Origin of the sequence: Vibrio stylophorae (assembly GCF_921293875.1) — a bacterium.
Lineage (GTDB): Bacteria > Pseudomonadota > Gammaproteobacteria > Enterobacterales > Vibrionaceae > Vibrio_A > Vibrio_A stylophorae.
On sequence record NZ_CAKLDI010000001.1, the window covers coordinates 1,753,858 to 1,778,693 of the forward strand.

Genomic DNA, 24,836 nt, shown 5'->3' on the forward strand with positions numbered 1-24,836 from the left:
ACCATGAATGCAATGTAAGCGGATGTATTCCGCTCACTTTTTGAGCATGGCTTGGTGCTGTGTAAACAAAGTGATAAATTAGGGGTTTTAAAATTTGACGTGCCGCTTACCTATGGCTGACAAAAACATTGGCAAACTCATCTCTCTGGGCATCCTGACCTTGGTGTCACTGCTCAGCGGCTGCCAAGATCCCGAACGTAATCGTGCTGCGCAGCAACACAGTTTTATCTATTGTGGTCAAGGCACCCCAGATAGTTTTAATCCACAGCTTGCCAAAAATGGCATTGCCGTCGATACACTTTCTGCCCAGCTATACGACCGCTTGGTCGTCCTTGACCAAGGAACGCATCAACCTCAGCCTGCGCTGGCGAAACATTGGGACATTAGCGCTGACGGTTTACGTTACCGATTCACCTTGCGCCCTGATGTGAAATTTCATCAAACCCCTTGGTTTACGCCGACTCGACGCCTGAATGCCAGCGACGTGGTCTTTAGTTTCAATCGCATCATCGACCCCAATCATCCATACCACAATATTGGCGGGGGCCAATATCCATGGTTTGAAAGCTTGAATCTATCTGAGCTGATCGATCATGTTGAAGCCGTTGATGATATGACGGTGGAATTTACCCTCAGCAAACCCAACAATGCTTTCTTATCGAATTTGGCCACCAGTTTTTCCGTCATCTTGTCGCAGGAATATGCACAAAAGCTGATGCAACAAGGCCGCCCTGGCGATATTGACACCCTGCCTGTTGGCACTGGACCCTATCAGCTTTCCCACTATGCGCAAGGCGATTATATTCGCTTGCAGCAACATCTAGGGTACTGGCAAGGTCCAGCAAAAATGCAGCAAGTGATTTTGGATATCTCAGATCGCGGTACCGGCGCCATTGCCAAATTGCTCAGCGGCGAGTGCGATGTCTTAGCCTCTCCAGTTGCCAGTCAGCTTGCCACCTTGGCTGCGCACCCTGAAATCAATGTGCAGCGCCAAGAGGGCATGAATCTGTCCTACCTTGCGCTCAATACCCAGCATCCGGCACTGCAGTCAAGCAAAGTGCGCCAAGCGATTGCCTATGCTATCAACCGCAATCATCTACTGAACTCTGTCTATTACGGCACGGGCAGCGCAGCAACAGGTGTGCTCGCCAATAATTCATGGGCCTATCGCCCGAGCCACGGCGTGAGTTATCAGCCAGAAAAAGCGAAAAAATTACTGCAAGAAGCTGGCGTCAAGGATCTCAATTTAGAGCTTTGGTACTCTTCGCAGCCGCGCCCTTACAACCCAAGTCCCCGTAAAACAGCTGAGCTGATTCAAGCCGATTTAGCTGAAGTGGGCATTCACGTCAGTTTGCATGCCCTGCCACTTGAAGATCTCAGTCGTTCTCAGCAACATGCGCCGCACGATATGACCTTGATGGGCTGGGTCGCTGATAACGCCGACCCCGATAGCATGCTGCGTCCGTTTTTATCCTGCCAAGCGCAAAAAGTCGGACTCAACTACGCCAACTGGTGTAATGCGGATTACGATGCGCTGATCGATGACGCGCTGGAAACCCGCTCAATTCCGCTTCGAATCGACCGTTACCTGCAGGCTCAAAAGCTTCTCAAGCAGCAGTTACCGATTATTCCCTTGGCACATAGTGTACAAATTCGTGCACACAACAACTCTATTCATGGTTTAGTCCTCAGTCCTTTTGAGAATTTGCCTTTTACATCGGTGTTCAGACAAACCGCAGAGAGTCATAACTAATGCTGATCTACACCCTTCGTCGTTTAAACCTGTTTATTATCACACTGTTGCTGCTGACAGTCGTGAGTTACAGCATTCTACGATTAGACCCCAGCAGTGCGCTCTCATCTCAAGAATTCTGGCACGGCTGGCTGGTCTATCTCAGCATGCTGGCTGAAGGCGACTTAGGCATCAATGCCAACGGCGTCTCCATTGCCGATCAAATCTTGATTGTCTTTCCAGCCACTCTTGAGCTGTGCATTTTTGCCTTTTTATGCGCCTTGGTTATCGGTATTCCGCTTGGCACTTTAGCGGGCATTCGCCAAGGTGGGCTGCTGGATCGCGGCATTACCACTATCGCTTTGCTCGGCTTTTCTATGCCGGTCTTTTGGCTCGCCATGCTATTGCTGATGCTCTTTTCCTTGCATCTCGGCTGGCTACCTGTCTCTGGACGTTATAGCTTGCTCTATGAAATTGACCATATCACCGGCTTTGCACTGATTGATATTTGGCTATCACCCCAGCCCTATCGTCTTGCCGCCTTTGAAAGCGCACTGTCACATTTGATTCTGCCTTCTTTGGTTTTAGCCGTGGCACCGACCACAGAGATCATTACGCAAATGCGCGCTTCCGTCGCAACTGTGATGCAGCAAAACTATGTCCGCACCGCCGCGGTAAAGGGCCTCTCACTTTATGAGATTGTCACTCGCCATGTTATTCGTAACGCGCTGCCGCCGATTATTCCAAAATTTGGTATGCAACTTTCGACTATGCTGGCCTTCTCCATGGTGGTGGAGTCCATTTTTAACTGGCCGGGTATTGGCCGCTGGCTACTGGACGCCATTGCTCACCAAGATTACATCGCCATTCAAGGCGGCGTCATCGTCGTCGCAAGCTTTGTGTTACTAGCGAACATTTTGGCTGATCTTTTTGCTGCTATCGTGAACCCATTGGTACGTAAGGAGTGGTATGCAATCCGATAACATCTACCTTGAGTACCATGTACCCAAGCAATGGCAGCGCAGCTGGACAGCCTATCGCAAAAACTCGCTGGCGATGTTTGGTCTATGGTGCCTCGCCTTCTTGCTTTTGGTGACGCTACTTGCGCCTTGGCTCACCCCATATTCGGTACAGCAGCAACATGATATTTTGCTGATGCCGCCATCATGGGATGGCTCAGGTCATATTGAGTTTTTCTTAGGCACGGATGACTTGGGACGCGATCTGCTATCACGGCTGATTTTAGGCTCACGTTTAACCTTTGGTTACGCCATCGTGATCGCTTTTGCCGCCGCCATTGTTGGCTGTTTGATTGGCGTTGTCGCGGGGATCACCAAAGGGCTCATCTCTAGTGTGCTCAACCACATTCTCGATACCCTACTGTCTATTCCATCACTGCTGCTTGCGGTAATTGTCGTGGCCTTTTTTGGGGTTGGTGAAGTCAATATTTTACTGGCGATATGGCTCACCTTAATTCCTCGCTTTATTCGCGCGCTGTATATTGCAGTGCACACCGAAGCAGAAAAGGATTATGTACTGGCTGCGCGTCTCGATGGCGCGAATAACAGCTATCTGCTCTATCACTCAATTTTGCCCAACGTACTGCCCGTCATCGTGCAGGAGCTTACGCGCGCAATCTCGATTGCCATTTTGGATATTGCAGCGCTTGGCTTTTTAGGTCTTGGCGCGCAGGCCCCCTCACCTGAATGGGGCGCCATGATGGGCGATGCCATTGATCTGATTTATGCCGCGCCTTGGACCGTCTCCATTCCCGGCTTTGCCATTATGTTTAGCGTGCTGGTCATCAACCTTGTGGGTGATGGCTTGCGTCAAGCGATCAATGCAGGAACAGAGTAATGCCACTACTTGATATTAAACACCTGACCATTGAAATTGATACCCCGCAAGGGCGCGTCAAAGCCGTTGATCGCATGAGTATGACCCTCTCCGAAGGGGAAATTCGCGGTTTAGTGGGTGAATCAGGCTCAGGGAAAAGCTTGGTGGCCAAAGCCATCGTTGGGGTGATGAAGGATAACTGGATCATCACCGCAGACCGTTTCCGTCTCGGCAATATTGATCTGCTCGCGCTCTCACCACGTGAGCGCCGCCGTGTGGTGGGCCGTGAAATTGCGATGATCTTTCAAGAGCCTAGCAGCTGTTTGGACCCATCAGAGCAAGTTGGTTTGCAGCTTATGGAAGCAATTCCAAGTCGCGCCTTTACCAAAAAATGGTGGCAACGTTGGCAGTGGCGTAAAAAGCACGCCATTGCGCTGCTGCACAAGGTTGGGATTAAAGATCACAAGCAAATTATGCGCAGCTACCCCTATGAGCTCACCGCTGGGGAATGCCAAAAAGTGATGGTTGCTATGGCGATCGCCAACCAGCCTCGCCTGCTCATTGCCGATGAGCCTACCAGCGATCTAGATCCCGTCACTCAGGCGCAAATTTTCCGTTTGCTCAGTCGCCTCAACCAGCTCAACAACACTGCAATTTTGCTGATCAGTCATGATTTGACCACCATTACCCAATGGGCTGACCGAATCACTGTAATGTATTGCGGCCAATCGGTAGAATCCGGCACGCGCCAAGAGCTGCTTGAAACCCCGTATCACCCTTATACGCTGGCTTTAATGCAATCAATGCCCGATTTTAGCGAAAATGTGCGCCACAAAAGCCGATTACCAACACTCCCCGGCTCCATTCCCCTATTGCAGCATCTACCTATCGGTTGCCGTTTGGGTCCGCGCTGTCCCTACGCGCAGAAAAAATGTGTGGAAGTGCCCATTAACCGCACCATCAAAGGCCATAAATTCAGCTGTCATTTCCCACTCAACGTGGTGGAAAGCAAGCCAGAAAATAAAGCGGAGAGCAAAGCATGAGTGCCCTGCTTGAGGTGGATAACCTCTATAAAGATTACCATTTTCGTGATGGTCTATTTCGTCGTCGCACCGTCAATGCGGTCAAACCTGTCTCCTTCAGCTTAGAGCCAGGGGAAACCATCGCCTTTATTGGTGAAAACGGCTCAGGGAAATCAACCCTTGCCCGCATGCTGGCTGGTGTTGTGCAACCTACTGGCGGTGAGATACGCGTTAATGGTGAGCCCTTAGCGCCCACGGATTTTCAAACCCGCTGCAAACTGATTCGCATGATTTTTCAAGACGCTAACAGCGCGCTGAATCCAAAGATTCAAATCGGTAAAATTTTGCAAGGGCCACTCAAGCGAAACACCAATATGACCCCACAGCAGCGTGAACAACGGGTGCGTGAAACCTTATTGCGTGTGGGTTTGCTTGAAGAGCACGCTTACTTTTATCCGCAAATGCTGGCATCGGGCCAAAAGCAGCGTGTCTGCTTGGCGCGCGCATTGATTTTGCAGCCCTGCGTGATTGTCGCCGATGAAGCGCTTAGCGAGCTGGATATGTCCATGCGCTCTCAAATGATCAACCTGTTACTTGAGCTGCAACAGGAGATGGGCCTGTCCTATATCTATGTCTCTCAGCACCTTGGGATCATTAAGCATTTCTCGGATAAAGTCATTGTGATGAAAGATGGTGAAGTGGTCGAAGCTGGAAACACCGCGGATGTATTTGCAAATCCGCAGCACCCGCTCACTCAAAAGCTGTTGGAAAATCATTTTAATGGCCCGACCCGCGATCGTATTCATCGCCGCGCCATGACCACGCCAACCATCTCAATTGACTGATGATTAGCATGATCATTTGATAAATTACCTATGAAAAAAGCGCCCTTGGGCGCTTTTAAAATGTGGCGGTATGGTAAATCGAAAAAGAGATGAGCTTTTGCTGTTCAAATTGCAAATCAGCAATGACTTGATGATCTGAGACGATGGCATCGTCAATGTCAGGATTCACACTGCCCCCACCCTTTTGTTGCCATTCCCAAATCATTTCAACACGTTCGGCGCTGAGCGGCTGTGCCAATGCCAGTTGCGCTGCAACCTTGCTGGCACTGATTCCCTTGGTCCATTGCAAGCCATGTATGGCATCTTGCGCCGCCGCTTGGCAATCAATGCGCATTGCGCCTTTGCCGCGCCACTCCCAACCCACACCCAAACTGCCTTTGGTTTCCAGCAGCAAGCTTTGATCTGGCAAACGAACACAATGCGCTTGCCAGCCGTGTCCATCATCAACTTTGAAGCGATTGCTGTGCTCTTGGTTTAGCTCTTGATTTAGATTTTGGCTTGGCCATTGCAGCGAGAGCAATCCGCTGGGCGGCGCTTGATTAAAGCGCATCACTTGCGCTTTCGCTTCCATTGTACTCTGTGTCTTGGTTGATATTGGGGCTTGTGCTTGCGAGCTCATGGGCAACACCGCAAGCCCAGCGAGCAGAAATTTCGCCGCCATCGGTTTGAATCCAGACATCCAGCAATCCATTGTATTCACAGCCATACTCCTAACGCATTGAAGAAACAACAAAATACATGAATATTGTTTATTTTCAATGCGTTAGTTATATATATTGTGAGCCCTATGGAAATGGATACACAGCGCTATTGAAACTGATTGGTTGATAACTGCTGCGGCAATGCAAACTGAGATTTGACGTATTGATTAAAATCATCCAAATCAATTTGCGCCAATGCTTTAGGTACATCCATAATCGCTTCAGTGCCAAAATCGTAAATCCAATAGCGCCAAATAAACCAAGTGAGCATCGGCCCATTTTCATCCATGGTTGCAAAGTCATGGGTAAATTGCTCCTTGGCGGTCGCCAACTCTTGCGCACTCACCCCTTGGCTCAATGAATGAAATACTTCTCGCATCGCCTGATCCGTCAATGCTTGCTCGCCTTTTTTAATATTGGCAGAGAGCATCCAAGTTCGATGTAAACCTCCATCCAATGTAATGAGGTAAGCTTCCGGCGAATAGTCTAAACCATGTTGCTCACGCACAACGTTGTAAAGTCGCTTATTGACAATGCGATAGAGTAAATCAGCCATGAAAATATCTTGCGCGGTATTTTGCGCCTCACCTTTGCCCGCTAATAGCAACTGGTAGATCTCGCCCGACTCAGGATTGCCTTCAACCACCAAATTTGAGCCATCTAGCGCTTGAAAACCATCGTCAATTTGCGTGACTGGCGCGGCTGTCGATTGCGGTAATACTGCAATATATTTGCGCATCAAGTTTGCGACCTCAATGGCCGGCAGATCAGCAACAATCACCACTTTGGTATGGCCACTTTGTTCAAAGAGTTTCGCTTTAACCGCCGAAATATCCGTTTGTGTCACCGCTGCTAAATCTTGCCAAGTGGACATCCGATTTGGACTCTTCGCCGTAAATAATTTTTGGTTCATCGCCAAGTAAAAACGACCTAAACCAGCGCTTTGATTCTGTTTGGCTTCTTGAACCATTGCCGCTTGCACTTGCTTCATCGCTTTTTCTGAAGGTTGCGCATTCAGCCAATAGGCCTGCAAAACCGCAAGGACATCTTCGAAATAGGCATGATTACTGTGCAACTCAAAACCATGGCGGCTTTCTTGGATAAAGGGGAGGAGACGACTGTTTTTACGCTGGAACAATTGCTCCACTTGAGTGGCACTCATCTTACCCAAGCCACTGCGATAGAGCACTGGGATGGTCATATTCGCCGCGGCAAATAGAGCAGGGTCGAGTTTTGATTTACCGCCAACACCACCAATCACCATATAGATGTCGCTGTGAAATTGCTTGTCACGTAAATAGGTCACTTCCATACCATTACTCAACTGCCAACGCGTTAAGTTTGGATAGGTGGCATCCACTTGTGTGGATACAATGTCTCCCACATCAGGGAGCACAGGAATCTCATAATCCGCGCCATCCGCCAGCGCAAATATGGCCGGCGCTAAACGCAACACTTCGTAATCAGCGATTTTTGCCTTTAACTGCGACAAAGACTCCCCTTGCTGCCCGCCTAATAAATACTGTGCCTGCTGCGATAACAAAGCCTGAATATGCGCATCCACGCGATTTTTATCGGTGCGCTTAATAAAGTCGGTCAGATTAGCGGCATGATCACCTTTGCTTTGCGACATCTCGCCATTATTTAGCGCATAGAGTTTGTGATTCGCCCATTCAGGCGCTTCAGTTTCAGACCACCATTGATCGATACTATTCAAGGAAACTTGATAATCCATCAACGCAGTGTCGAGCTCTTGCGCCGTGATCCCTTGGTCACGAAGCTGAGCAAGGCTTTGCAACATCACCTTGGTCACCGATGTCCGCTCACTGGCATCAAATCGCGCTTGTGGTACCAAAGCGATACGCTGCTCAACTTGATAGGCAGGACTATCTACGAATTGATAAATCACACCTTGCAGATCAAACGATTGGATAATGCGATTTGTAATTATTTTCGCCGCAATTTGATTGAGCCAAAGTCGCTGCTGCTCGGCATGCGTCATCAGAGATGACGAGCCTAAATCGTAGATCAAACCAAATACGGCACTGTTTTGTTCAGGCACCGTCATCACCAAGGGTTGATTGGGGAAATGCGTCAGCGTTTGCTTGACGGGCGGCTTGAGACCTTCTTCGTCGGGCGTGCTCGCCTGCATTGAACCAAAGAAGGCTTCAATTTGCGGCTCCAATTGCGTCGGATCGATATCCCCCGTCACAATGAGCTCAAGCATCTGTGGTTGATACCAACGCTGATAAAATGGTTTTAACTTGGCTCGACTGAGCGCTTCAATACTCTCTTTGCTGCCAATTGGATCGCGCGTGGCAAAAACAGAGTCCGCAACAAGATATTGATACATTTGCGCATCAACGGTGGGATGTTCTGGGCGGCGTAATCGAAACTCACCAGCCACCACTTTTTTCTCATTCTCTAACGCTTGTTCATTGAGATGAAGTCCTTGGCCAATATCAGCAAACCACTGCAACGCAGGTTGTAACTGCGAGCGATTCGCTAAATCCAGCTGGTAATAGGTCCATTGATAGTTGGTATAGGCATTAATATCAGGGCCGAAGGTTGCGCCCCCTTTTTCAAATAGAGAAATCACATCATTGGGCTGAAAATGCGAGCTGCCCAAAAAAGCCATATGCTCAAGAAAATGGGCGTAACCTAATTGATCGTCCTGCTCTTGTAAGCTGCCGACATGCACCCCTAAGCGAAGTGATACCACTTCGCCAGGGACCGTGCGCAGGTGATAACGAAAACCGTTGGCGAGTTGACCAGAATGCCAATCTGGATCCTTTGCAAATTGCTGCTCGCTCACCTGACTGGCACAACCTGCGATCAATAAAATCAGCAGGACGCTCCAAGCACGCATCCATTTCATGAGATTCCCCTATCGAATAGAATTTATAAATGACCCTACCACGATAAAAAGAATGAATCGTAAAAATAACTCAGAAATCAGACGCATATAAAAAAACGCCAAACAATGTTGGCGTTTTTCTTAAAACATTCACGAGTGTTAGCGGTTAAATTGAATAGCCACGCCATCTCTTTTTTCTGACATACGGCCATTAAGCGTGTCACCCTCGGCATTGAGGTTGAAGCTCAAGCCATGGCGAATATCTTTGCGATAGACATTAAATTGAATATTTTGCTCATTCACCTTGATCTCTTTCACTTCAAAGTTCTCTTTTGCAAACTGCTTCATAAAGCGTGGATCACCATCAATGAATTTAAAATCAATGGTATAGCTATCCCCTTTCGGCTCAATATTGAGTTGAATCACGACGTGTGCAAAATCTTCACCCAATTTATCACTCGTCCACTTACCCGCAAAAGTATCCGCGCCACAGCCAGTCAATGCCCATGCAAGCCCCAGCACCACAGCAATACGTGCAAAAAATTTCATGTTCGCTCCATGTTATTCGTTTGAAATGCCTTGATAGGTTAGGCATCTATGCAGGCACTATCAAGAAATAACATCATTTAAATCATAATCTTAATAATTTTTTCATTACGGCCTTAGCCATCGATGATAAAAAATCACACCCAAAATGACTGAAATCGCCAAGATGACACTCATTTTTTCGCCGCACCGCCCAGTGAACTTTTAATTATAAATCATACAATTAGAACAAAATCATTCCGCACATCATTCTCGTCATGACAATCAAAGACTTAGGGTAGAAATAATCGATTGTGTCCATAAAAAACACTTGATTGATTCTTAGGCAGTTGCTCCTTACTATCGCGGCGATGTTTTGACCGGGTCCGGCAAAAGCGAAAGCGGCTTTCCGCAACGTCTGGCGACACGTCCGAGCAAGCAGGTTGATAGCCTGGTTGGCCTTGGCGATTGGGCTATTGTCTTTTTGGTGACACTGTCACCTAACAGACAGGGACGTAATTATGACCGAACCTTCTGCTTTGAGCTTAATTCCACCTGTGGTGGTGCTCTCCCTCGCGATTTGGCTGCGCCGCCCTATGCTGGCGCTCATCATTGGTACACTTGTGGGCTTAATGCTCATTAACCCCTCTCCAAGCTATTTATTGGATCAATTCAGCACCATTTCAGTGGATGTGATGCAAGATCCGACCATTGCTTGGCTGATCCTCGTTTGTGGTAGTTTTGGCGCGCTCATCGCGCTGCTGGTGCATGCTGGCGGTGCCATGGCTTTTGGCCAAAGCGCCCTGAAAATCACCAAAAGCCGTAAAAGCTCATTGCTCATGACCTTTGTCCTTGGCGTGGTGATCTTTATCGACGATTACCTCAACGCCCTCACGGTTGGTGAAACCATGAAGCGTGTGACCGATAAATATCGCGTCTCGCGTGAAATGCTCGCCTATGTGGTGGACTCAACAGCAGCGCCAATCTGCGTGCTCATTCCTCTTTCAACTTGGGCGGTATTTTTCTCCGGCTTGATTGAAAATACCGGCAGCGCTAGCGTCGGCGAAGGGATCACGCTCTATATTCAGTCCATTCCCTATATGCTTTACGCATGGTTTGCTGTACTGATGGTTTTGCTGGTTTGCCTTGGCATCATGCCTAACATTGGACCAATGAAAAAAGCGGAGTTTCGCGCTCACCCGCGCAGCGCCGGTGCCATGCATGTTAATCATGCTGAGCTCACCGCTGACCCCTATGCGGTAGAAGCGATCAATGCCGAGTTTGCCAATCAGCAAATCGAGCATGGCAAGCTCTACAACTTTATGGTGCCAATTTTGCTCTTGGTGGGCAGTACCATCTATTTTGGCGTCGATATTTGGAAAGGCTTGTTGGTGACCTTAACCTTCACCATCATCTTCTTTTCAGCGCAAAAGCTGATTCGCCTCGATGATATGATGAAGCAGATGTTTGACGGCTTCCAAACCATGTTGCCTGCCATTGGCATCGTGATTGCCGCCTTTATGTTTAAGGCGATGTCAGACATGCTGGGTATGCCGCAATATGTGATTCAAAGCTTGATGCCATTTATGTCACCCGCTTTGCTGCCTGCCATTATCTTTGTGGCGATGGCCATCCTCGCTTTTGCCACGGGCTCAAGCTGGGGTGTATTTGCCGTGACCATTCCCATTGTGATGCCACTGGCGCACTCCATTGATGCCAATATTCCATTGGTGATTGGCGCGCTACTTTCGGCATCCTCCTTTGGCAGTCAGGCATGCTTTTATAGCGACTCAACCGTACTTGCGGCGCAAGGCTCTGGTTGTGATTTAATGGGGCACGCACTCACCCAGCTGCCCTATGCATTAATTGCAGCCTTTATGGCACTGATTAGCTTTTTGGTTCTTGGCTTTTATTTTTAATCGCCCAAACCAAGCTGAAGCCAAAACGAACAAAACCAAATCGCATACAAATAAAAAACAGCGCCAATGGCGCTGTTTTTTTGTCTCACAACTCTTTTCAAAGCTAAATGGTTATTTACCACTCAGCACTTGCGCAGGATTAATACGACTAGCACGGCGCGCCGGATACCAACTAGCCAGCAAGCTTAAAACCATGGCGGTGACGGTAACAATCGCCACATCGCTCCAAATCAGCTGAGTTGGAATAAAGTCGATAAAGTAGATATCGCCATTTAAAAATTGACGCCCTAAAAGCTGCTCAAAGGTGCGCGTTATTGGCGTCAAAAAGAGCGATAGCGGCACACCAATCAACACTCCAAATAACGAACCCACCATGCCTGTCATCAAGCCATGGCTCATAAAAATACGGCGAATTAAGCTGTCTTGTGCGCCCATGGTACGCAAAATTGCAATATCACTGGCTCTATCTTTCACCGCCATCATCAAGGTCGAAACGATGTTAAAACAGGCCACACCAATCATCAGTACCATCACCACGTAGACCATGGTGCGCACCAAGGCTATATCACGATAGAAATTACCATAGGTTCGCTTCCAGCTATGGATATAGGCGTAAATCGGTACACTTTGTCCAGCTTCTTTGATAATTCTTGGCGCGTCAAACAGATCGCGCGTTTTCAGTGACAAGCCACTGACCCCTAGTCCATAACCAAGATCGGCTTGCAAATCTGCCAAGGGCATCAAAATCAGATGGTGATCAAGCTGACCATGTAAGCTAAGCAAACCATGCACCTGAACCCGTACGCGTTTGGCAGCGCTCAGTTTTTGGCTATCATGATGATTAGGCAGCATCACCGTGAGCCAATCGCCCACACCGACACCTAATTTCTTGGCCACCCCTTGGCCAATAATCACCTGCTGATGACCCGCTTGGAAACTTTGCCAGGCTTTCGCATCAATATATTGCGATAGCACACTGACCTGAGATTCAAGCGCCGGATCGACGCCGCGTACTTTCACCGCTTTAAGATTAGAGCCGCGCTCCACCAAAGCTGTCGCATCAATATAGGGCGCAACACCAACCACTTCTGGGTGTTTACGAATCCCCTTTGCCAAAGGCTGCCAATCATAGAGCGGCGGTTTCACCGCTTGCAGCTCACCATGAGGGATCACCGCCAACACGCGATCTTTGAGCTCTCGCTCAAAGCCATTCATCGCAGAAAGGCCAATAATCACCACAGCAACGCCAAGAGCGATACCAATCATCGCCGCCATGGAGATAAAAGAAACAAAGTGATGTCGTTTACGCGCGCGACTAAATCGGCTGGCTAAACAAAGCGCTAATGGTTGATACATCGCCAATTCCTTATACTCGCACCAACTGGCCATCTTGCATGTCGAGCTGACGATCTAATTTGCCAGCAAGCTCGCGATCATGGGTCACCACCAAAAAGGCGGTGCCGCTGTCTTGATTGAGCTCGCGCATCAGATTGTAAATCGACAGCGCGGTTTGGTGGTCCAAATTCCCTGTCGGCTCATCGGCCAATACCAAATCCGGTTTGCTCACCAAGGCACGGGCAATGGCCACACGCTGACGCTCACCACCAGAAAGCTCTGCTGGGCGATGGCTGGCGCGATGTGAAAGCCCCACCTTGTCTAAAATCGCATTGGCTTGCATCATCGCTTCCTTGACCGGCATTTTGCCAATCAGCAAGGGCATGGCGACATTTTCAAGCGCCGTAAAATCTGCCAATAAATGGTGGAATTGATAGATAAAGCCAAGGTGCTGATTGCGCCAACGTGCCTGCTGGCTGGCGCTCATTTGATGCACGTTTTTACCTTGAAAATAGATCTCACCACTTGAGGGCTGATCCAGCGCGCCCAAAAGATGCAATAGGGTGCTTTTCCCTGAGCCAGAAGCGCCAACAATGGCGCATAGCTCGCGCGGCGCAAGCGCAAAACTCACTGCCTTTAATACCTCAGTGCCCCCTGCGACTTCCTGATAGGTTTTCGATAATTGACGACAATCTAACAACACATTATTCATAACGAAGAGCCTCAGCAGGAGAGATAGACGCAGCGCGATAGGAAGGATAAATGGTAGCCAGCAAGCTTAAACCTGCGGCAAGTAAAATCACCAAGGCGACCTGGCTTGGCTCAATCAATACAGGTAAGTGACCACCCACCATCAACAAGTTGGCCCCCAAAGTCGATAAAATTGGGTTAATAAAATGCGCCAAGATGGTGCCGAGCAAGCCCCCCACCACTGCGCCAATCACCCCTGAGCTGGCACCTTGCACCATAAAGATGGTCATAATTTCACGGGTGGTCATCCCTTGGGTTTTTAAAATGGCAACTTCGCCCTCTTTTTCCATCACCACCATCATCAATGCGGTAATAATATTAAATGCTGCCACCGCAACAATCAGGCCGATCATCAGCCCCATCATTTTCTTTTCCATCTTCACGGCTTGAAAGAGCTCGCCGCGTTGGGCGCGCCAATCTTTGACCTGATAACCCATTTGACTGAGCTGATAGGCCAATTGATCCACCGCAAAGGGGTCATCGAGTTGCAAACGCCAGCCGCTCATTTGGCCTTTGATTTTGCTCTCGGGCGCATCGCGATAACGCAGCAAACGAGCGGCATCATCGATATTCACCAGCACCTGGGCGCTATCCACATCCGTGCCAGTATCAAAAAGTCCTGCAACGGTAAAATTGCGCTGACTTGGAATGCGTCCCACAGGCGTATATTGACTGGCTTCAGTGACCATGATGCGCACTTTATCACCGACATTGACATTGAGATCGCGCGCGAGTGCTCGTCCCAAAATCACCTGATATTTGCGCGGCTGTAATTTATCCAAGCTGCCGTAAAGCATGTATAGCGCCAAAGGCTCAGGCTGATTGGGGTCAATGCCCAGCAGCATCGCAGCCGCGAGACCATCTTGGCTTTGCAATACAGATTCTGCCTCAATCAGCGGCGTCGCACCGGTGACCTGGTTTAAACGGGCGATCTCTTCAGGTAAAGGCAATCGCGGCATGGATTTAGCATCCATGGGTAGTGATACCACCATTTGTGGCATCACATTTAATATGCGGTTTTTCAGCTGCTGCTCAAACCCATTCATCACCGAAACGACGGTGATCAGAGCCATCACCCCAATGGTGATCCCTGCGGTGGAGAGCATAGAAATAAAGCGGCTAAAAGGATCACCGCTGCGACCGCGTTGATAACGCCAGCCTATCGCAAGAGGAAGTGGATGAAACATGAAGCGAAATAACTCACTGTAAATGCGCTGTGGTTGCCAATTGAATCGCTTTCGCGCCATACTGCAGCTAAGCGATTCATTGACAAATCGATTGGCGACAGAATACCTGTTAGATAGGGCAAAAGCCATGATTTGAGACTTATCCAAGCCGCAAAAGTTCGCTAAAAATCATTGAAAAAATCTTAGCGCAATCAGGCGCTTTTCTTGCTGAGTGCCACGAAGTTGGCGATAATTCCACGCAGTTAAATTGAGGGCGTTATGGAACACACAGAATATTTCTCCGTACATCACGGCTTAACCATCAACCTTGAGCCGCTCACCATCGACGCCTCACTGCCTGATCCGGTGCAATTTGAGCAAGAGATTCCAGCGCCCTTTCGCACTGCCAATGAATTTACCTTAATTGATGAACGCGCAGTCAAACAGCTCAGCGAGCTTGGTCTTGGCGCTCAGGCACCGGCCTTACTTGACTATCTCAATGCACAACAACAAAAGCTTGATTTACTGCTGACCTACATTCTCAGTCAGCAAGATGACCCACAAAAGCGCTATCAAACCCAAACTTTTGGCGCCAGCCAAATGACCCTGATTTGCCCACCCAATTTGACGCTCAATCAATACTGTAAGTTGTGGATCTTTTTGCAGCATCCTGCAAGTGCGGTCTATTGCTATGGCCAAGTGGTAGCACTGGATCAAAACGAGCAAAATGAAACCATTGCGACCATTCGCTATACCCTGCTACAAGAGCAAGATCGTGACAAACTGATCCGCGGCGCGCTCTATCACCAGCAACAATTACTGCGCCAACGCAGTCAACATAGACAGCTCAACGAACACAGCGAACTGTCCAATCACAAATAAACAAAAACAAAGAAGCGACCCCCACTGTTATGAGTTTGTCTTTCTCTCTATTTCATTTTGAACTGCCAAGCAAAGCTGGCGAGCACCGCTATGTTGGCCAAGCGCAAAATGGCGCGCTTGCATTGGCGATTTATCAAGCCAGTCGCCAACATCAAGGCCCCGTAGTGGTGGTTGCCCCCGACAGCCAACAAGCACAAAAGCTGCGCCATGAACTCAGCCATTTTGATGCCGATGTATTGCACTTTCCCGATTGGGAAACCTTGCCCTACGATAATTTTTCGCCGCACCAAGATATCATTTCAGAGCGCCTTGCTACCCTGTATCAACTACCTGCGCAAACACGCGGTATCTTAGTACTGCCTGTGACTACCTTAATGCAACGCGTAACACCGCAAAGTTACCTGCATCAGCATGCGCTACTGCTGGCTAAAAATGACAAACGGGATCAAGACCAGCTCAAGCATCAACTGACCCAAGCGGGTTATCGCCATGTTGATCAAGTGATGGAGCATGGTGAATTTGCCACCCGCGGTTCTATCATCGACCTTTTCCCCATGGGCGCGGGCCTCCCCATTCGCATCGATTTTTTCGATGATGAAATCGACTCCATTCGCCCTTTTGACCCAGAAACCCAGCGCTCTGACGGTGAAATGAGCGAAATTCGTTTGCTTCCTGCCCATGAATTTCCCACCGATGATGAAGCCATTGAAGCCTTTCGCGGCCGTTGGCGTGAGCGTTTTGAAGCGCGCCGTGAACCGGAGTCTGTCTATCAACAGGTGAGCAAAGGCACTTGGCCTGCTGGGATTGAATATTGGCTACCGCTATTTTTTGAACAAACCGAAACCCTCTTTGACTACCTACCAGAAAATAGCTTATTGGTGCCTGTTGGCGAGCTGCAAACGCCCATTCAGCAATTTTGGCAAGACACCCAGCACCGCTATGAGCAACGTCGTATCGACCCACTACGCCCACTACTGGCGCCAAGCGAGCTCTGGCTCACTGAAGATGCACTGTTTGCAGCCCTCAAACCCTATGCGCAATTGCGCCTTCGTGCAGAAAGTGAACCAAACAAAGCGGGACGTGCCAATCTTGCCATTACGCCGCTACCCGAACTGTTGATCAATCATCAGGCCAAATCGCCATTGGAGCCGCTGCGTCAGTTTATCGAGCAGTTTCCAGGCAAAATTATCTTTAGCGTTGAGTCACAAGGCCGACGTGAAGCCCTACTTGAACTATTGGCACGAATTAAATTACGTCCAATTGAACAACCGCACCTGCGCGATGCACTCACGAGCAAAGAGCGTGTACAGCTGATCATTGGTGCCACAGAGCAAGGCTTCATCTGCCACAATGAGCAGCTTGAAGGCGGACAGTTGGCTCTCATTTGTGAAGCCAATTTATTGGGCGAGCGCGTTATTCAGCAGCGTCGCCGCGAGCAAAAACAGCAAATTAACCAAGATGCGGTGATCCGCAATCTCGCTGAACTCAGTATCGGTCAGTTGGTCGTCCACCTTGACCATGGCATTGGCCGCTATCTTGGCTTGCAAACGCTCAATACAGGCGGCATGGCCACCGAATATGTCACCCTTGAATATCGCGATGGTGCAAAACTCTATGTGCCTGTGGCCTCGCTCAATCTAATTAGCCGCTACTCAGGTGGTAGTGAGGAAAGCGCGCCGCTGCATAAACTCGGCGGTGAAGCTTGGCAAAAAGCGCGTAAACGCGCAGCAGAGAAAGTGCGCGATGTGGCCGCAGAGCTGCTCGATGTCTACGCCAAACGCGCGGTGAAACCCGGTTTTCAATTTAAACTCAATCGCGATAGCTACGCTGATTTTTGCGCCAGCTTCCCCTTTGAGGAGACCCATGACCAAGCACTGGCGATCAACATGGTGCTCTCTGATATGTGCCAAGCCAAAGCCATGGATCGCTTGGTCTGTGGTGATGTGGGCTTTGGTAAAACAGAAGTGGCCATGCGCGCTGCGTTTGTTGCCACCGATAACAGTAAACAAGTGGCGGTGTTAGTCCCTACCACCTTGCTTGCCCAGCAGCATTTTGAGAACTTTCGCGATCGCTTCGCTAATTTACCCATTCGCGTCGAAGTACTCTCGCGCTTTAAATCAGCCAAAGAGCAGAAACAGATTTTGGCCGATGCCGAAGCCGGCAAAGTCGATATCCTGATTGGCACCCATAAGCTGCTACAAAGCCAAATTGCCTTTCGTGACCTTGGTTTGCTGATTGTCGATGAGGAGCACCGTTTTGGTGTTCGACAAAAAGAGAAAGTGAAAGCGATGCGCGCCGATGTGGACATTTTGACCCTCACCGCAACGCCCATTCCCCGCACCCTCAATATGGCCATGAGTGGTATGCGCGATCTTTCCATTATCGCCACCCCACCGGCTCGACGTTTGGCGATTAAAACCTTTGTCCGTCAACGGGATGATGCCACGGTGCGCGAGGCGATTTTGCGTGAAATTATGCGCGGCGGTCAGGTTTATTTTCTTCACAATCAAGTCGAAACCATTGAAAAAGCCGCTGATGATTTAGCCACCTTGCTGCCTGAGGCGCGGATCACTATCGCCCATGGGCAAATGCCTGAGCGCGAGCTTGAACGCGTGATGAGTGATTTTTATCATCAGCGCTTTAATGTGTTGGTGTGTACCACCATCATTGAAACGGGGATTGATATTCCAAGTGCCAACACTATCATTATGGATCGCGCCGACAACCTAGGTTTGGCCCAGCTTCACCAGCTTCGTGGCCGCGTTGGGCGCTCCCACCACCAAGCCTATGCTTATTTGCTCACGCCACATCCAAAAGCGATGACCAAAGATGCAGCCAAACGTCTTGAGGCCATTTCCTCACTCGAAGATCTAGGCGCAGGCTTTACCTTGGCAACCCACGACCTTGAGATTCGCGGCGCTGGCGAGCTGCTTGGCGATGAGCAAAGCGGCCAAATCCAATCCGTGGGCTTTACCTTGTATATGGAGATGCTTGAGCAAGCCGTTGAGGCGCTCAAAGAGGGTAAAGAGCCTGCATTAGACGATCTATTGCGTGAGCAAACCGAAGTGGAGCTGCGCATTCCCGCGCTACTTCCCGATGATTACATTGGTGATGTGAACACCCGTTTATCTTTGTATAAACGCATCGCCAGCGCAAAATCGCGCGAGGATCTTCACGAGATGAAGGTGGAACTCATTGATAGATTTGGATTATTACCTGAATCAGCTGAAAACTTGCTCACCGTAAACCAAATTCGGTTAGCCGCTTCACAAATTCTAGTGAAACGATTAGAAGCAGGTGAAAAAGGCGGCTTTATTGAGTTTGATAGCAATGCTAGAATCGACCCTGCCTTTATGGTCAACCTGTTACAAACGCAGCCAACCCATTATGGTTTTGATGGACCGACCAAACTTAAGTTTATGTTCCCCTTAAGTGATCGTCGCGAACGCATTCAATTTGTAACTGGACTGCTCACGCAATTACGTGACAACACACTCGCGGCATAGTGGCACTTGCCGTTTCGCGACATATTATGGACAGCCCTGTGGGCTATTAAGACAAAAGAAGTTGGAGCTTTATGAAGAAGCTAGTCTTTTTACTGATGGTGATGGTCAGCTTTCCGACCATGGCACGTCAGTTCGACATCGAAGTGATTATCTTTAAACGCAACGTAGCACCTGAAACCATCAATGAATCATGGCCAGACAAACTGCCTGCCATCGATTACACCGATACCAAGGTCTATGCCGATTTCACTGGTGTTCGTAAGCTTCCTTCTTCAAGCTATCGACTCAAGCGTCAATATGAAGCGCTGCAAAACCATGCAGGTTTTACCCCACTATTCCATGCGGCATGGCGTCAAGGCGATTGGAGCAGTCGCCGCGCACCTGTCTTCCATATTCAAGCCGGTCAAAATTTTGCCAGCCAATTTAATCCAGACGGCACACCGATTGAGCCAGGGCAAGTGGTCAGTACCACCCCGCTCTATGAGCTAGAAGGCACCCTACAGGTTTATGTGCAACACTATCTATTCACCAAGGTGAATTTAGATTTGCGCAAACCGGGTCAGCGTGAAGTCGTGATTGGTGCCGATATCGAGCAACCCGTAGAAGCGGTAGAAGATGGTACTGAAAGTGATGCCGTTGTGGTCGGTCAGCTTCAGCAAATTGAAAAACAAGTGGAAGTCGAGAGTTTCCTAAAAACCTTCCGGATGCAGCAGCTACGTAAAATGGGTAGTGGTGAAATTCATTATCTCGATCATCCATTGATGGGCATGCTGATTTACGTTCGTAAATTAGACTAGTCCACCCGCCAAGATAAAAAAACCGCTCAGTGAGCGGTTTTTTTATGCCTTTCATTTACCGAACGAATAGACACACAAGACAAAAAAGATTTGTGTTCAAATCTTCCAATACCGCGCAATTTGACATCAAGCATTGAATTGCATAACATTTGCTCGATTTTTAATTTGAACACGAAACATTTTGCGTTCATCAAGGCCAAAGGAGTTGGACCTAATTTTGTTCAGTGCAAGGAATACAAACCCCATCATTCACACCGTTTCAGTGCACGCTTCCCCTCTCCGAAAAGCTGCCGATGCAGCACCATCCCCCATTCACTTCAATGATTACTAGGGAGAATATTATGCACACCGTAGAAAAAATCGGTGGAACCTCGATGTCATCTTTTAATGAAGTTTTAGATAATATTATTTTCTATCCGCAGTCGCTCTATCAACGTATCTTCGTTGTTTCTGCTTATTCCGGTATTACTAACGGCCTACTGGAGTGTAAAAAAACAGGCAAACCTGGCATCTACCAAGCGGTGGCAGACCATGATCCACAGTGGCAACAACAATTAGCGCAACTCAAAGACCGCATGCTGCTGATCAACCATGATATGTTTAGCGATCCCATGGCGCGTCGACAAGCCGATCACTTTATTATTGAGCGACTCGAAAAAGCGCAAAGCTGCATTCAAAATATTCTCGACACTTGCCAGTTTCGACAATTTTCACTGGCAGGTTATCTGCCGCAAATTCGCGAGTTTCTCTCATCTATTGGCGAAGCCCATAGCGCCTTTAATACCGCCCTTTTGCTATCCCTACACAAGGTAAACGCGCGTTTTGTTGACCTCTCAGGTTGGGATTCAGAGCGAAGTGGTAATCTTGATGAGGTGCTCACACAAGCCATGGCAGATATCGATTTGAGCCAAGAGCTACCAATTGTCACCGGCTATGTCTCTTGTGATGAGGGGCTCATGCAAACCTATGATCGCGGTTATAGCGAGATGACCTTTAGCCGTCTTGCCGTGCTCACTGGCGCCAAAGAGGCGGTGATCCACAAGGAATATCACCTGAGTTCCGCCGATCCCGGTATTGTCGGTGCGGATGCGGTCAGCCCAATTGGCCACACCAATTATGATGTTGCCGATCAGCTGGCAAACCTTGGCATGGAGGCGATCCATCCCAATGCGGCAGCAGGGCTTCGCAAGGCGGGGATCAATTTGGTAATCAAAAATACCTTTGAACCCGAGCATGCCGGTACCCGTATTACCCAAAGCTACCAACCGACACAAGATAAGGTTGATATCATCGCCGGTAAAAATCACATTTGTGCGCTGCATATTTTCGATCAAACCATGGTCGGCAAAATCGATAATATTAGTTATCAAATTATTGAGATTATTCGCCAAGAGCGCGTACAAGTAGTGGGTAAAGAGATGAATGCCAACTCCATGACCTATTATTTGTCGGGGCATGAAAAGGCGCAAAAGAAGGTGCTAAAAAAAGTCGAAGCACTGTTTCCGCTAGGGCATATCAGCGCAGAAATGGTCGCTTTGATTTCGGTGATCGGTGCGCAAATCGATCAAAACAGCATTTTGTACAACGCCATCATCGCCCTCAATCAGCAAGGTATTTTACCGCAAGCCATGCATACACCACTGCGTAATGTGGATGTTCAATTTGTGGTCGCGGATAAAGACTACGATGCGACTATCCGCACGCTGCATCAAGCTTTAATGGAACAAACCCCTGTTTGCTTGCAATCCGTCAAAGTGGCTTAAAGCTTGCGGCAAGTCAAAGCATCACACCACCAATTCGATGCAACAAACGTATGCAACAAAAAGCGCCCAAGGGCGCTTTTTTAATATGTGATGGTCATCAAGCCGATTTAAACAACAACTCTGACATCTTGAAATGATTATTTGCTGGCGCTTGCATCACTCACTGCAGGCGTTTGCGCTTCAATCACTTCGACAACGGCATCTTGTGCTGGCGCTTTATTTTGGTGTGGCAATTGAACCATTTGTTCGATGGAATCAATCATACCTTCAAGGCTGTTATGACCACCCGCCAATAGCTGGTACTCACCGTTCACGTAAAAAGATGGGACACCTTGTACACGTGCTTCTTTGGTGATTTGTGCCGCGTGCTGAATGTGTTTAGACACTTTCTCAACTTGCTGCTCATCCAATTGATCCGGCGCCAAAATACCAAATTGGCTATAGATTGCCGCAAGCTTATCGGTGCTTTGTTGCTGAGTCATATCGTGGTTGTCATGCAACAAGCTAAAGATAGCTTCGTTATAAGCATGCAATTTTTCTTTCGGTAGCTGAATCACACCGGTGTAGTAAAGAACGGCAAGGCTCGCAGTACCATCATCGTAAACGATATGCTCTTGAACCACGTCTTGGCCCAATGCCTCATTCAATTCAGGCAGCAGCTTGTCCATTTGGCGACAATGGCCGCAACCATAACTAAATACTTCCATCACCTGTGGTGCATTGGCGATGGTTTGTTCCATTTTTTGATATTGCTTGCCGGCTTCGATAGTCAATGTCGCTGCTGGTTGCCCAATCTTTGTAGCAGATTGCTCCGACGGCGTTGCAGGTTGCTCTGTAGATTGAGATGCTACAGGGGTCGCCGCTGGTTGGGTTGTTTCAGTTGCATCTTTCGCATCACAGCCAGTAATCACCGCTGCAAGCATTAGCGCAAGTACACTTTTTTTCAACATAACAAATACTACCTTCACTAAGAATGCCCATCAGTGTAGCGCTTTTTAGGCTGGTGCCAAGGGCAAAATAAAATGCGGCCCTGAATCTAGGCCGCATTTTCACTGAAATCATGCATTCAATTAATGTAATTTCAAGGATGGACGTAATAATCGGTTAATTCGGCCCACCAAAATCATCAGTCCGGTTTTTACGGTGCCATGCAGCGCCATTTGGTGCATACGATATAAAGAGATATACACGACACGCGCCATACGCCCTTCAACCATCATCGAGCCACCGGTCAGGTTACCCATCAAGCTACCCACGGTAGAAAAACGACTGAGGGAAACCAAAGAACCATGGTCTTTGTAGAGATATGGTTTGAGCTCACGACCACTTTGCAATGCAATCAAGTTACGGTAGCAACGACTTGCCATTTGGTGCGCTGCTTGCGCGCGAGGCGGTACCATCGAGCCGTCCGGCTGCTCACACTGCGCGCAATCACCAATCACAAAAATAGCATCATCACGGCTGGTTTGCAGCGTTGATTTAACCACCAACTGGTTGATACGGTTGGTTTCAAGGCCTGCAATATCTTTCAAGAAATCAGGTGCTTTAATCCCTGCAGCCCAAACCATGATGTCAGCTTCAATAAAATCACCATCTTTGGTGTAAAGACCTGACGCTGTGGCTTCTGTTACCATGGTTGCGGTGCGAACATTGACGCCTAATTTGACCAATTCTTGATGCGCAGCGCCAGAAATACGCGGTGGCAATGCCGGTAAAATACGCTCACCCGCTTCCACCAAGGTCACATTGAGCTTGGTGCTATCCAAATCTGCAAAACCATAGCCATGCAGTGCTTTAATCGCATTGTGCAGCTCAGCAGACAGCTCAACACCCGTCGCGCCAGCGCCAACAATGGCAATATTCACTTTACCATCGCCATTTTTAGCGTGCAGTTTCAAAAATTCGTTATTCATTTCCGTGCGGAAACGGTCAGCCTGCTCAGGGCTATCTAGGAAGATGCAATGATCCTTCACCCCTTTGGTGCCAAAATCATTGGATGTTGAGCCAATCGCCATCACTAAATAGTCATAACCCAGCTCACGCTCAGGCACCAATAGCTCACCTTCTTCATCGGTGATCGCCGCTAAGGTAATGGATTTATCTTCACGGTTGATTTGTGAAAGGCTACCCAATTGAAAGTCAAAATGGTGATTACAGCCATGGGCACGGTAGCTGATCGCATCAACGCCTGCATCCAAAGAGCCGGTTGCGACTTCGTGCAATAACGGCTTCCAAAGATGGCTTGATTTACGATCCACCAAAGTGATTTTTGCGCGTTTTTTCTTCCCTAGGGTATCGCCTAGTTTGGTTGCAAGCTCAAGACCACCTGCACCGCCACCTACAACAATAATACGAGTCACACACACTTCCTCTTAAGTTCTTATTAAATTTGGCTGAATCTGGACGCGCGCAATGTCTTTTGTTTGACAAATTGTTATCGCATTGCGTTCTGAAATTTTAATAAAAATTGCGCCAGATCAATTTATTCGCATTATAACCCGCACTTTCCCCTGTGCAAGTCACAATTTGATAGCATTTGTGAAAGAAAAGAATGCGCTGAAAAGAAGAAAATCACAGGAATAAACCCTGTGATTTTTATGGATAATTGATATTTATCAGACAAATAAATGCATCGGCGATACATGACAGTGTCATTTAGCTGGCTTTGAATGCTTTAATTTGCTGCAAGTGATGGGCGATTTTTTTGAATTTATGACTCTCTTTCTGATCCCAGACAATATCGTAATAGGGTGACAATTCATCAAAACTTGACTGACTATTGAGCGCTTCATCTTTTGATGACAAAAAGCACAGGCATCGCGCGCGATTCTTTTGTCGAAAATCAGTCACGCATTTCGTAGAGATATCGAGATACTCTTCAGGGCGATCTATTTTGCCTTCCATATTGTGCTCAGGGTGCAAGTTGGGATTAAACAGCACCTGCTTAATCCCACACAAGAAACCGACACGCTCAGACCAATAGCCGCCAAGCCCCACCCCACAGATCAGTGGCATGGGATCATCACTACCATCAATCAAACGTTGCACTTCTTTGAGCAAGTGCTGCATATCATGTTTGGGATGCAGTGTACTGTAATTTACAAAACGCACGTCGGCATCGATAAATTGAAGCTGAAGAACTTTCTCATGGTTTCCGGGACTGGTGGAGTCAAAGCCATGAAGATAGATAATCATAATTA

The 24,836-nt window shown here is 48.4% G+C and carries 19 protein-coding genes; 10 read left to right on the forward strand and 9 right to left on the reverse strand.

The genetic code is table 11. The features are described from left to right. Nucleotides 1–112: 112 nt before the first annotated feature. The 5 genes from sapA to L9P36_RS08115 are packed head-to-tail and all read left to right on the forward strand — an operon-like array spanning nucleotide 113 to nucleotide 5,435. The gene (sapA, locus tag L9P36_RS08095) at nucleotides 113–1,753 is read left to right on the forward strand and encodes an ABC transporter substrate-binding protein SapA (protein WP_237466195.1); all 1,641 of its coding nucleotides are present in this window, start codon (nucleotides 113–115) and stop codon (nucleotides 1,751–1,753) included. Continuing rightward, complete coding sequence (locus L9P36_RS08100) at nucleotides 1,753–2,715, forward strand: ABC transporter permease (protein WP_237466196.1); 963 nt, start codon at nucleotides 1,753–1,755, stop codon at nucleotides 2,713–2,715. Before sapA ends, L9P36_RS08100 begins: the two co-directional genes overlap by 1 nt. After that, nucleotides 2,702–3,589 (forward strand): putrescine export ABC transporter permease SapC, encoded by an 888-nt coding sequence (gene sapC, locus L9P36_RS08105; RefSeq protein WP_237466197.1) that lies wholly within the window; start codon nucleotides 2,702–2,704, stop codon nucleotides 3,587–3,589. Before L9P36_RS08100 ends, sapC begins: the two co-directional genes overlap by 14 nt. Further along, nucleotides 3,589–4,611 carry a peptide ABC transporter ATP-binding protein gene (locus L9P36_RS08110; protein WP_237466198.1) on the forward strand — a complete coding sequence of 341 codons (1,023 nt, stop codon included), beginning with the start codon at nucleotides 3,589–3,591 and terminating at the stop codon, nucleotides 4,609–4,611. Before sapC ends, L9P36_RS08110 begins: the two co-directional genes overlap by 1 nt. Beyond that, entirely contained in the window at nucleotides 4,608–5,435 is an 828-nt protein-coding gene (locus tag L9P36_RS08115; protein ID WP_237466199.1) for a peptide ABC transporter ATP-binding protein, read from the forward strand. Before L9P36_RS08110 ends, L9P36_RS08115 begins: the two co-directional genes overlap by 4 nt. A gap of 55 nt (nucleotides 5,436–5,490) precedes the next feature. Here the strand turns inward: L9P36_RS08115 and L9P36_RS08120 are convergent, their stop codons facing one another. The 3 genes from L9P36_RS08120 to L9P36_RS08130 form a co-directional block, all read right to left on the reverse strand. Beyond that, entirely contained in the window at nucleotides 5,491–6,114 is a 624-nt protein-coding gene (locus tag L9P36_RS08120) for a hypothetical protein (protein WP_237466200.1), read from the reverse strand. Nucleotides 6,115–6,242: 128 nt separating this feature from the next. Continuing rightward, nucleotides 6,243–9,014, reverse strand: coding sequence for a M16 family metallopeptidase (locus L9P36_RS08125; RefSeq protein ID WP_237466201.1), 2,772 nt, complete (start codon nucleotides 9,012–9,014; stop codon nucleotides 6,243–6,245). Between the two features lie 138 nt (nucleotides 9,015–9,152). Beyond that, on the reverse strand, nucleotides 9,153–9,542 hold the full coding sequence (locus tag L9P36_RS08130) for a hypothetical protein (protein ID WP_237466202.1): 390 nt from the start codon (nucleotides 9,540–9,542) through the stop codon (nucleotides 9,153–9,155). 497 nt (nucleotides 9,543–10,039) lie between these two features. Here L9P36_RS08130 and L9P36_RS08135 point away from each other — a divergent pair, with 497 nt between their 5' ends. Beyond that, entirely contained in the window at nucleotides 10,040–11,437 is a 1,398-nt protein-coding gene (locus tag L9P36_RS08135) for a Na+/H+ antiporter NhaC family protein (RefSeq protein WP_237466203.1), read from the forward strand. Between the two features lie 111 nt (nucleotides 11,438–11,548). Here L9P36_RS08135 and lolE read toward each other — a convergent pair whose 3' ends face one another. From lolE to lolC, 3 genes are read right to left on the reverse strand one after another with little or no spacing between them, the layout of a single operon-like run. Next, nucleotides 11,549–12,793: a lipoprotein-releasing ABC transporter permease subunit LolE gene (lolE, locus tag L9P36_RS08140; protein WP_237466204.1), complete on the reverse strand. Its 1,245-nt coding sequence runs from the start codon at nucleotides 12,791–12,793 to the stop codon at nucleotides 11,549–11,551. Between the two features lie 10 nt (nucleotides 12,794–12,803). Continuing rightward, complete coding sequence (gene lolD, locus L9P36_RS08145) at nucleotides 12,804–13,484, reverse strand: lipoprotein-releasing ABC transporter ATP-binding protein LolD (RefSeq protein ID WP_237466205.1); 681 nt, start codon at nucleotides 13,482–13,484, stop codon at nucleotides 12,804–12,806. Then, nucleotides 13,477–14,709: a lipoprotein-releasing ABC transporter permease subunit LolC gene (lolC, locus tag L9P36_RS08150; RefSeq protein ID WP_237466206.1), complete on the reverse strand. Its 1,233-nt coding sequence runs from the start codon at nucleotides 14,707–14,709 to the stop codon at nucleotides 13,477–13,479. Before lolC ends, lolD begins: the two co-directional genes overlap by 8 nt. A 258-nt stretch (nucleotides 14,710–14,967) precedes the next feature. Here lolC and L9P36_RS08155 point away from each other — a divergent pair, with 258 nt between their 5' ends. The 4 genes from L9P36_RS08155 to L9P36_RS08170 all read left to right on the forward strand — a co-directional run bounded on the left by L9P36_RS08155 (nucleotide 14,968) and on the right by L9P36_RS08170 (nucleotide 21,636). Continuing rightward, on the forward strand, nucleotides 14,968–15,570 hold the full coding sequence (locus L9P36_RS08155; RefSeq protein ID WP_237466207.1) for a PilZ domain-containing protein: 603 nt from the start codon (nucleotides 14,968–14,970) through the stop codon (nucleotides 15,568–15,570). A 29-nt stretch (nucleotides 15,571–15,599) separates the two neighbouring features. Continuing rightward, nucleotides 15,600–19,076, forward strand: a complete 3,477-nt coding sequence (mfd, locus tag L9P36_RS08160; RefSeq protein ID WP_237466208.1) for a transcription-repair coupling factor — start codon at nucleotides 15,600–15,602, stop codon at nucleotides 19,074–19,076. 71 nt (nucleotides 19,077–19,147) lie between these two features. Continuing rightward, a complete protein-coding gene (locus tag L9P36_RS08165; protein WP_237466209.1) occupies nucleotides 19,148–19,873 on the forward strand; it encodes a peptidoglycan binding protein CsiV in 726 nt (241 codons plus the stop codon). 338 nt (nucleotides 19,874–20,211) lie between these two features. Beyond that, nucleotides 20,212–21,636 carry an aspartate kinase gene (locus L9P36_RS08170; protein ID WP_237467894.1) on the forward strand — a complete coding sequence of 475 codons (1,425 nt, stop codon included), beginning with the start codon at nucleotides 20,212–20,214 and terminating at the stop codon, nucleotides 21,634–21,636. Nucleotides 21,637–21,773: 137 nt separating this feature from the next. Here L9P36_RS08170 and L9P36_RS08175 read toward each other — a convergent pair whose 3' ends face one another. The 3 genes from L9P36_RS08175 to ycfP form a co-directional block, all read right to left on the reverse strand. Beyond that, nucleotides 21,774–22,586, reverse strand: a complete 813-nt coding sequence (locus tag L9P36_RS08175; protein WP_237466210.1) for a thioredoxin domain-containing protein — start codon at nucleotides 22,584–22,586, stop codon at nucleotides 21,774–21,776. Between the two features lie 120 nt (nucleotides 22,587–22,706). Further along, nucleotides 22,707–23,996 (reverse strand): NAD(P)/FAD-dependent oxidoreductase, encoded by a 1,290-nt coding sequence (locus tag L9P36_RS08180; protein ID WP_237466211.1) that lies wholly within the window; start codon nucleotides 23,994–23,996, stop codon nucleotides 22,707–22,709. A 295-nt stretch (nucleotides 23,997–24,291) separates the two neighbouring features. After that, nucleotides 24,292–24,831, reverse strand: coding sequence for an alpha/beta hydrolase YcfP (ycfP, locus tag L9P36_RS08185; RefSeq protein WP_237466212.1), 540 nt, complete (start codon nucleotides 24,829–24,831; stop codon nucleotides 24,292–24,294). Nucleotides 24,832–24,836: the final 5 nt, after the last annotated feature.

Coding starts and splice junctions, on each gene's coding strand:
- L9P36_RS08125 (WP_237466201.1), bottom strand. CDS start 9,014: ATGAAATGGATGCGTGCTTGGAGCGTCCTGCTGATTTTATTGATCGCA.
- L9P36_RS08100 (WP_237466196.1), top strand. CDS start 1,753: ATGCTGATCTACACCCTTCGTCGTTTAAACCTGTTTATTATCACACTG.
- L9P36_RS08165 (WP_237466209.1), top strand. CDS start 19,148: ATGAAGAAGCTAGTCTTTTTACTGATGGTGATGGTCAGCTTTCCGACC.
- L9P36_RS08155 (WP_237466207.1), top strand. CDS start 14,968: ATGGAACACACAGAATATTTCTCCGTACATCACGGCTTAACCATCAAC.
- L9P36_RS08115 (WP_237466199.1), top strand. CDS start 4,608: ATGAGTGCCCTGCTTGAGGTGGATAACCTCTATAAAGATTACCATTTT.
- lolD (WP_237466205.1), bottom strand. CDS start 13,484: ATGAATAATGTGTTGTTAGATTGTCGTCAATTATCGAAAACCTATCAG.
- sapA (WP_237466195.1), top strand. CDS start 113: ATGGCTGACAAAAACATTGGCAAACTCATCTCTCTGGGCATCCTGACC.
- L9P36_RS08135 (WP_237466203.1), top strand. CDS start 10,040: ATGACCGAACCTTCTGCTTTGAGCTTAATTCCACCTGTGGTGGTGCTC.
- lolC (WP_237466206.1), bottom strand. CDS start 14,709: ATGTTTCATCCACTTCCTCTTGCGATAGGCTGGCGTTATCAACGCGGT.
- L9P36_RS08175 (WP_237466210.1), bottom strand. CDS start 22,586: ATGTTGAAAAAAAGTGTACTTGCGCTAATGCTTGCAGCGGTGATTACT.
- L9P36_RS08130 (WP_237466202.1), bottom strand. CDS start 9,542: ATGAAATTTTTTGCACGTATTGCTGTGGTGCTGGGGCTTGCATGGGCA.
- sapC (WP_237466197.1), top strand. CDS start 2,702: ATGCAATCCGATAACATCTACCTTGAGTACCATGTACCCAAGCAATGG.
- L9P36_RS08120 (WP_237466200.1), bottom strand. CDS start 6,114: ATGTCTGGATTCAAACCGATGGCGGCGAAATTTCTGCTCGCTGGGCTT.
- lolE (WP_237466204.1), bottom strand. CDS start 12,793: ATGTATCAACCATTAGCGCTTTGTTTAGCCAGCCGATTTAGTCGCGCG.
- L9P36_RS08110 (WP_237466198.1), top strand. CDS start 3,589: ATGCCACTACTTGATATTAAACACCTGACCATTGAAATTGATACCCCG.
- ycfP (WP_237466212.1), bottom strand. CDS start 24,831: ATGATTATCTATCTTCATGGCTTTGACTCCACCAGTCCCGGAAACCAT.
- mfd (WP_237466208.1), top strand. CDS start 15,600: ATGAGTTTGTCTTTCTCTCTATTTCATTTTGAACTGCCAAGCAAAGCT.